This window comes from Gordonia sp. 852002-10350_SCH5691597 (assembly GCF_001665715.1).
Classification (GTDB): domain Bacteria; phylum Actinomycetota; class Actinomycetes; order Mycobacteriales; family Mycobacteriaceae; genus Gordonia; species Gordonia sputi.
Window position 1 is genome coordinate 1 of record NZ_LZMO01000019.1, and the last position, 7,051, is coordinate 7,051.

General features: G+C 65.5%; 6 protein-coding genes. All 6 read right to left on the reverse strand.

Annotated elements, in window-relative coordinates:
* On the reverse strand, positions 1 to 1,022 hold a 1,022-nt coding region (locus tag A5777_RS01375), incomplete at its 3' end, for a maleylacetate reductase (protein WP_064861385.1).
* The gene (locus A5777_RS01380) at positions 1,019 to 2,809 is read right to left on the reverse strand and encodes an FAD-dependent oxidoreductase (protein WP_064861380.1); all 1,791 of its coding nucleotides are present in this window, start codon (positions 2,807 to 2,809) and stop codon (positions 1,019 to 1,021) included. The genes A5777_RS01380 and A5777_RS01375, both read right to left, overlap by 4 nt.
* A gap of 109 nt (positions 2,810 to 2,918) precedes the next feature.
* Entirely contained in the window at positions 2,919 to 4,067 is a 1,149-nt protein-coding gene (locus tag A5777_RS01385; protein ID WP_064861381.1) for an NAD(P)-dependent alcohol dehydrogenase, read from the reverse strand.
* The gene (locus tag A5777_RS01390) at positions 4,064 to 4,681 is read right to left on the reverse strand and encodes a flavin reductase family protein (RefSeq protein WP_064861382.1); all 618 of its coding nucleotides are present in this window, start codon (positions 4,679 to 4,681) and stop codon (positions 4,064 to 4,066) included. The genes A5777_RS01385 and A5777_RS01390 overlap by 4 nt, the downstream gene beginning before the upstream one ends.
* On the reverse strand, positions 4,678 to 5,796 hold the full coding sequence (locus A5777_RS01395) for a zinc-binding dehydrogenase (RefSeq protein WP_064861383.1): 1,119 nt from the start codon (positions 5,794 to 5,796) through the stop codon (positions 4,678 to 4,680). Before A5777_RS01395 ends, A5777_RS01390 begins: the two co-directional genes overlap by 4 nt.
* Positions 5,796 to 7,051, reverse strand: a 1,256-nt coding sequence (locus tag A5777_RS01400; RefSeq protein WP_156529251.1) for an acyl-CoA dehydrogenase family protein, incomplete at its 5' end; no start/stop codon positions are given. The genes A5777_RS01400 and A5777_RS01395, both read right to left, overlap by 1 nt.

The window sequence follows — 7,051 nt, forward strand, 5'->3', positions numbered from 1 at the left end:
AGCAGCGCCGCGAGGTTGTCGTGGGTCAACTCGACCGGGTTGCCGGCGGGCATGACGTCGAGGATGGCGTAGGTGGCGCGTTCGATTCCGGCTTCGGGCATACCCAGTTCGGCGAGGGAGCGCGGCGCAGCCGTCCGCTGATAGAGGTGGGCCAGTCCGTCGTTGGCTGTGGACGATCCCAGTGCTCTGGCGATGCGGGTGTCCGCGGCATCGTCGGCGGGTGCGTTGAGCGCCACGACGTGTGGCAGCACCACGGCATGGGTCTGCGCGTGGGGCAGGTTGAACATGCCACCCACGACGTGACAGACCTTGTGGTGCAGGCCCGAACCCGCCGATGCGAACGCGGCCGCGGCCAGATACGCGCCGTACAGGGTGTGCTCTCGTCCGGAGAGTGCGCCGGGGTCGTCGACGATATCCCTCAGTCCACCCGCAAGTGACCGGATCGCTTCTTCGGCCAACGCCCGATCGATCGGATCCGACCGCGGCGCCCACATGGAATCCACCCCGTGGGCCAGTGCATTCAGTCCGCTGGCCATCGCCATGTCCGACGGCATCGACGCGGTCAACGTTGCGTCGTAGATCACCGCGCGCGGCAGCACCCGAGGGTCGACGCCGGTGCTCTTCGTGGCGTCCTGCGTCATCCCCCACATATCGGTGGCCTCCGACCCGGCGAAGGTGGTGGGGACCGCGATGATCGGCAACCCGGTGGTCAACGCCACCGCTTTGGCCAGTCCCGTCGCCGAACCGCCGCCGACACTCACCACCGCATCGACGTCGGCCACCGTGGCGCGCTTTCGTGCGGTCTCGGCGAGTTCGACGGGTACGTGCATCGTGATCTCACTGTGGCGCAGAGCGACGGGCAGGCTCCGGGCAAGCCGGTCCCCCGGACCGCTGGGCGAAGCGATGAGCATCGCCCGCCGGATGCCGAGTTCGTCGATCTCGTCGGACAACGCACGGGCCGCATCTCCGGGCGCGAACACCACTCGCTGAGAGTTGCTGACGTGCACGAACTTCATTGTCATGTGCGGCACAGCAATCGGGTCATGGCCGTACGCAGCTCGGCCTCCGGGTCGGTCGGGAGGTCGTGCGAACGCCACGCCACGTGTTTGTCCGGTCGGATCAGCAGCGCACCGGCCTCGCCGACTTCGCGCAACCTCGCCCAGTCGAAGTAGAGGTCGGTCACCTCGCGACCGGGTCCGATCACGATGGCCTCCAAAGGGATTCCCATGGTCGCCGACACCTTCGCGGCGGCCTCCTCCCATTGCTCGCCTGCCACGCCGGTGATCAGGGTCCAGCGGCGGTAGGGCGCAAGATCCATCGTGGCGAGCTTGGTGTTCTGATCTCCGACCCAAGCGTGCGGCAGGTGGGCGCCAGGGCTGGTCGACATCACGTGATAGAGGTCCGGATCGCGGCTCGGTGGTGGCACCGTGCCATCGGAGATGACCGCGTCGGACTCATAGAACTGACCGAGTTCCACTCCGTGAGCGTTGAACTCGTAGTTCTTGGTCTCCATGGCGTCGACCAGTGCGGCACGCATCGCGGCACCTTCCGGAGTGTTCTCCTTGCGACGATCCATGGCCGCGGCCATCTCCGCCGGGTCGGTCAGTCCCTCGATATCGAGGGCGGTGAAGATGTCGGCGAACTCTCGTGCCGACCGATTCGCCCGTGTGACAATGCGTTTGGCGACCGGAGCACGTTCTACGGTGTAGGTGTCGAGCAGCGCCGGCCCGGCCTGGCCAGAAAGCACGGCGGCTATCTTCCACACCAGGTTGTAGGAGTCCTGGATGCTGGTGTTGGACCCCAGTCCGTTGCTGGGCGGATGGCGGTGGACGGCGTCGCCCACGCAGAAAACCCGACCCCGCTGCAGGCTCGTCGCATACATTTCGTTGACGCCCCAGAGGCTGTAGCCGGTGATCTCCGGTTCGAGATCCGGCATGCCGAGCAGATCGCGAACGATCGCGGTGGCGGCGGCATCGTCGAGAACTGGTGGCGGCTGGTTGATGTCGTATCCCCAGACGATCAGCCACTCGTTCCACGGCCGGACCATCCGGACCAATCCGGTGCCGATTCCGCCGACGTTGGAGCCGGGCTGGATGACCCAATAGAGGACGCTCGGGCGGTGATCGACGAGGGCGGCGATGTCGGCGGTGAAGGTGATGTTCATCGACCCGGCGATGTCCATCGCACCCTCGAACGGCAGGTCGATGTCGGCGGCGATCTGCGACCTGGCGCCGTCGGCCCCGATCAGATACTTGGCGCGGATGCGGTAGCGGTGGGCAGTGAGTCGGTCGAGGACATCGACGGTCACCCCGTCGTCGTCTTCGGTGTGCGAGAGGTACTCGGTGGAGAACCTGGCCTGCGTACCGCGAACCGTGGCATTGCGCACCAGAATCGGCTCGAGATAGGTCTGCGGGATGTCGACGGTCAGGCACGGCGACGCGAGCTGGTAGTCGGCCTCTCGATCGGGTCGGGTACCCCAGGTTCGGATTCTGCCGATCTCCTCGCCTGCGATCGACGTGCAGAACACCGTGTCGCCGACGAGATCGTGCGCGGTCGCGTCGGCCAACACCTGGTCCTCGATGCCCAGGTCCCGGAAGACCTCCATCGCACGCTGATTGGTGATGTGGGCACGCGGCGTGTTGGCCGTCCAGCGGTACTTGGTGATCATGATGTTGTCGATGCCGAGTTCGCTGAGCATCAGCGACGCAGCCGCGCCTGACGGTCCGGATCCGACGACGAGTACATCGGTTTCGACCACCTGGCCGGTGGGTATCTCGGTCTGGGCCATGCCGTCGTCGAATGCGGGCATTGGTGGCCACCTTTCCACGACCGGCGAGCCGGTCGTTCACATTGTTGGTCGCTCGTGTCCCCTCGGGTCACCCGGAAGACATGAGTTGTATTGAGCGCAGATGAGTCCGTCAGAACACGATGACCGGCTTGATGACCCGGCCACTCTTGGCCGCGGCGATCGCGTCGTTGATCGAGTCCATGTCGAAGACGGTGACCAGTCGTTGCACGGGTAGAGCACCGTTGCGCCAGTGGTCGACGAGTTCGGGGATCACCTGGTTGGCGTCGCAGTCTCCGATTGCCACACCGGAGATGGAGATGTTGCGGGCGATGAACGTGGTGACATCGGTGGTGAACGTGGTGCCCGGTGGTGGCGCGCCGATCACACCGCAGTGTCCGCCGGTGATCGTCGCCGCGACCGCGACGTCGAGAATCCCGGCTGCGCCGCTGGTTTCCAGTGTCTGGTCGGCACCACCACCGGTGATCTGCCGAATCTCTTCGACAGCATCCGACGTCGACGGGTCGACGACATCTGTGGCTCCGAGCTCACGCGCCAACTCCCGGCGCGAGGCGAGCGGGTCGACGCCGATCACACGGTCGACGCCACGAATCCGGGCCGCCATCACGGCACCGAGGCCGACTGTGCCCAGACCGAATACCGCCAGGCTGTCCAGTGGGCGGGTGGTCTGCGGATAGAGAACCGGTCCGGCGCCGGTGATGATGCCGCATCCCAGCGGCGCCGCAACCTCGGCCGGCACGTCATCGGCCACGACGACCGCAGTCGATCGGGGCGCAAGAATCGTTGCAGCAAAAGAGGATTGACCGAACCAGTGCGAATGGATCGGGTTGCCGTCCAGAGTGAACGCCGTTGTGCCGTTGGCTCGACCACCCGCGACGTTCATCCCGAAGGCGTTGGCGCACGCCCAGAACCGACCGCGGTCGCAGCTTCGACACTGTCCGCAGTGATCGATTGTCAGCACCACCCGATCACCGACTCGGACGTCGTCGACGCCCTCGCCCACCGCCGTGACAGTTCCGGTTCCCTCGTGGCCGAGCACGATCGGGAACTGTGCCGGGAACTGTCCGTCGCGCGCGCTGAGATCGGTGTGGCAGATGCCGCTGGCGGTCAGCTCGATCCGAAGCTCGCCCGCGGCCGGAGCTCCGACCTCCACCTGCTCGACACTCAACGGCGCGCCGATGGAGGCGGCGACCGCGGCACGTACCGTGCGCGACTTGCCAGACGTCTCGACGGCGGCCGAGTCGGTGACGGAAACACTCATGACGACTCCTCATTCGATGTGGCGCTCTGCGATGTGGCGCGCTGTGATGTGGCGCGGTGTGATGTGGCGCCGTGTGATGTGGCGTTCTGAGATGTCGCGCTCCAGGCGCCGAAAGCACTGCGGAAGAACAACAACGGCTCGGCATCGGGGTGGCCGTCGAGGGCCACTACCTGTCCGTCGGACAGGTAGTGGTCACCGACGACGTGCTCGGCGTACAGCTCGCACTCGATGTGGGCGACTGCATCATCGAGCAGCGGCGCGCCCGTCACGCCGAGATGCCATGGCGCATCGGCGAATCGGTCGATACCACGGCGTGCGAAGCCCAGGGCGATCGCCGATTGTGTGCTGGACAGCACGTTCACCGCGAACGATCCGCTATCCCGGATCACTGGATAGGTCGACGATGTGGCAGCCGGCGCGAAGGCCACCAGCGGTGGGTCCAACGACATGCTCATGAACGACTGGCAGGTCATGCCGACGTTCTCACCTCTGCTGGACGCGGTGATCACCACGACGCCGGAACAGAATCGCCCGAGAACGTCGCGGAACAGGTCCGAATCGAACTGGTCGCGAGGTGGCCGGGCGGCGTCTGCCCGGACGTCGAGCGCGGTCATCGTCGCGGCTCCACAACAGCTGCGACGACCTCACAGGCGGCCACCTGATCGAGGACGCCGTCGATGGCGTCGAGACCGACGGTGGTCGACACCATCGAATCGAAGTCCAGTTCGCCGCGCTCGAGAAGCCTCGTCCACAGCGGGATGTCACGCAACAGGTTCGTCTGCCCCCACTGGCAGCCGTGAATCTGTTTGCCGTTCATGGCGGCGTCGAAAGCGCTGATCGGCAATGTCGCAGTGAGGAAGTCCTTGGTGACGCTGGCCAGGACGACGTGGCCCGTTGGGCGGGTGATGGCCATGGCGGTACCCATGGCGGAGGCGTCACCTGCGGCCTCGAACGCGAACTCGACGCCGCGCTTGTCACCGAAGAGGGCCGGATAGCTGCCTGCCACCTCTTTGACCTTCTCGACCAAATCGGGATCGTTGGCGTCGAAGGTGTGTGTGGCGCCGAACTTTTCGGCCAGCTCCCGACGATGCGTCAGCGGATCGATGGCGATGATCGTTTCTGCGCCGAGTACACGCGCACTCTGCAGGTACGCGAGCCCTGTCATGCCACACCCGACAACCGCGACGCTGGCTCCCGCGGTGACCGGTGCGACGTTGAACGCTCCACCCACGCCACCTGCGCCGCCGTCAGCGAGGACGGCCAGTGCCTGATGGGATATGCCGGTGGTCAGCGGGACCACCTGGATTTCCCGGGTCAGCATCTGTTCGGCGTACGACCCGAGGTAGGAGTGCGCGACCGTGGAACCGGTTGGGGCGAGCTCGATCTCGGGTCCGAGGAAGGTCAGCTCGCCGCACATGTCCGGCCGATCTCGTAGGCATGCGTAGCAGACACCACACCACGGGTTGGCTGATGCGAGCACGGTGTCGCCTACGCGAACCCGACTGACGTCGGAGCCCACGGCCGACACGATGCCCACGCCTCCGTGCCCGGGAATCTGCGGGATGTGGGCGCCGGGCGGGAAAGGAGGATTGTCGAAGGCGATGACGTCGGTGATGCAGGCGACCACCGCGGTGGTGTCGACAACCACTTCATGCGGGCCGGGTGCGGGCAGGTTCACATCGTCGACCTCGACGTGGCGGCCGTTTCCGTGCCAGAGTGCCGCGCGCATCAGGCGTTCGCCTCGGCGAGCGCGGCAACGGCGTAGCCGCTCGCGGTGGCTTCACGAATGGTCTGCGCGACGTGACTGCGGTACATGGTGAAGTCGCGCCAATACCGTTGCGTGCGTGTGCCGTCTTTCATTGCGCTGGACCCGGTCACCCGAGCCATCAGATCCATCGCTTCGGTGAGCACCTTGCCCGCCTGGATGGCCAGCGAAACCAAGCGCTGATTCTCGGCGATGGTGATCGACCGGCCGGTCGCCGCTGACTCGTCGCACAGTTGGGCGTAGGCGGCGGTGACGCTGAGCAGGCAGGCTTCGGCCTGATCGATCAGCGTGGTGGCCTCGCCGTACCACTGCCGGTAGAACGAGTCCTCGGCGCGCACGGCCATCGGTGGCCACATCGTCTTCTTCACCGGCATCGTCGCCGCGAACTCGTCGAACATCGCCTTGGTCATACCCAATGCGACGGCGAGCAACTCGGCGAAGAAGAACGGCTGAATCGGCCCGATGTACATCGGATTGCCGTATAGCTCGAGCCCATAGGTCTGATCCGGACGGATGGCGTTGATGTCGATATCGAGGACGTATCCGTGGTCGACGACACAGTGGTCGACCTTGACGGAGTTGGAGCCACTACCTTTGAGGCCGATCAAAGTGCCCCAGTCGTCGAGGATCTCGTACTTGTCACGTGGTACCAGCGCGAGGCCCGGATGCGGGCGGCCACCGTCGGTCGGCATGATCATCACCGCATTGAAGACGTGGGTGGAGTAGGGAACTCCCGAGCAATAGTCCCAGAGTCCGTTGAGTTCCCAGCCACCGTCGACCGGTGTCGCTGTTACCGACGGGACCACCCGGGAGGGCGCGATGAAATGTCCGTCGGCCCCCATGACCGCAGCTTGAACGTCGGCGTCGAACAACCCCGCGAGGTTGACCACGTGGGCAGAACCCAGACACAGACACCATGCGGTCGACGGACACCCGCGACCGACTTCGACGATCACGCGCAGAAAGTCTTTGATGGACAGTTCGTAGCCACCGAGAGCGGCCGGCTGCAGCATCCGGTAGAAGCCGAGCCGCACGAACTCTTCGTGCATCTCCGGCGAGTAGCGGGTGCGTCGCTCGGTGTCGGCTTGCTCCTCCCGCAGCCTGTCCCTCAGCCCACGTGCGCGGGCCAGGAAATCGTCGACGGTCAGCCCCGGCTCAGGTGTCGGAATCTGCTTGTGCACAGACGTTTTGGTGGAATCAATTACGGTCATCGACACTC

Bases quoted from the DNA above. Each gene is read 5' to 3' on its own strand.
- A5777_RS01395 (WP_064861383.1), bottom strand. From the start codon at position 5,796: ATGCGCGCGGCACTCTGGCACGGAAACGGCCGCCACGTCGAGGTCGAC.
- A5777_RS01390 (WP_064861382.1), bottom strand. From the start codon at position 4,681: ATGACCGCGCTCGACGTCCGGGCAGACGCCGCCCGGCCACCTCGCGAC.
- A5777_RS01380 (WP_064861380.1), bottom strand. From the start codon at position 2,809: ATGCCCGCATTCGACGACGGCATGGCCCAGACCGAGATACCCACCGGC.
- A5777_RS01385 (WP_064861381.1), bottom strand. From the start codon at position 4,067: ATGAGTGTTTCCGTCACCGACTCGGCCGCCGTCGAGACGTCTGGCAAG.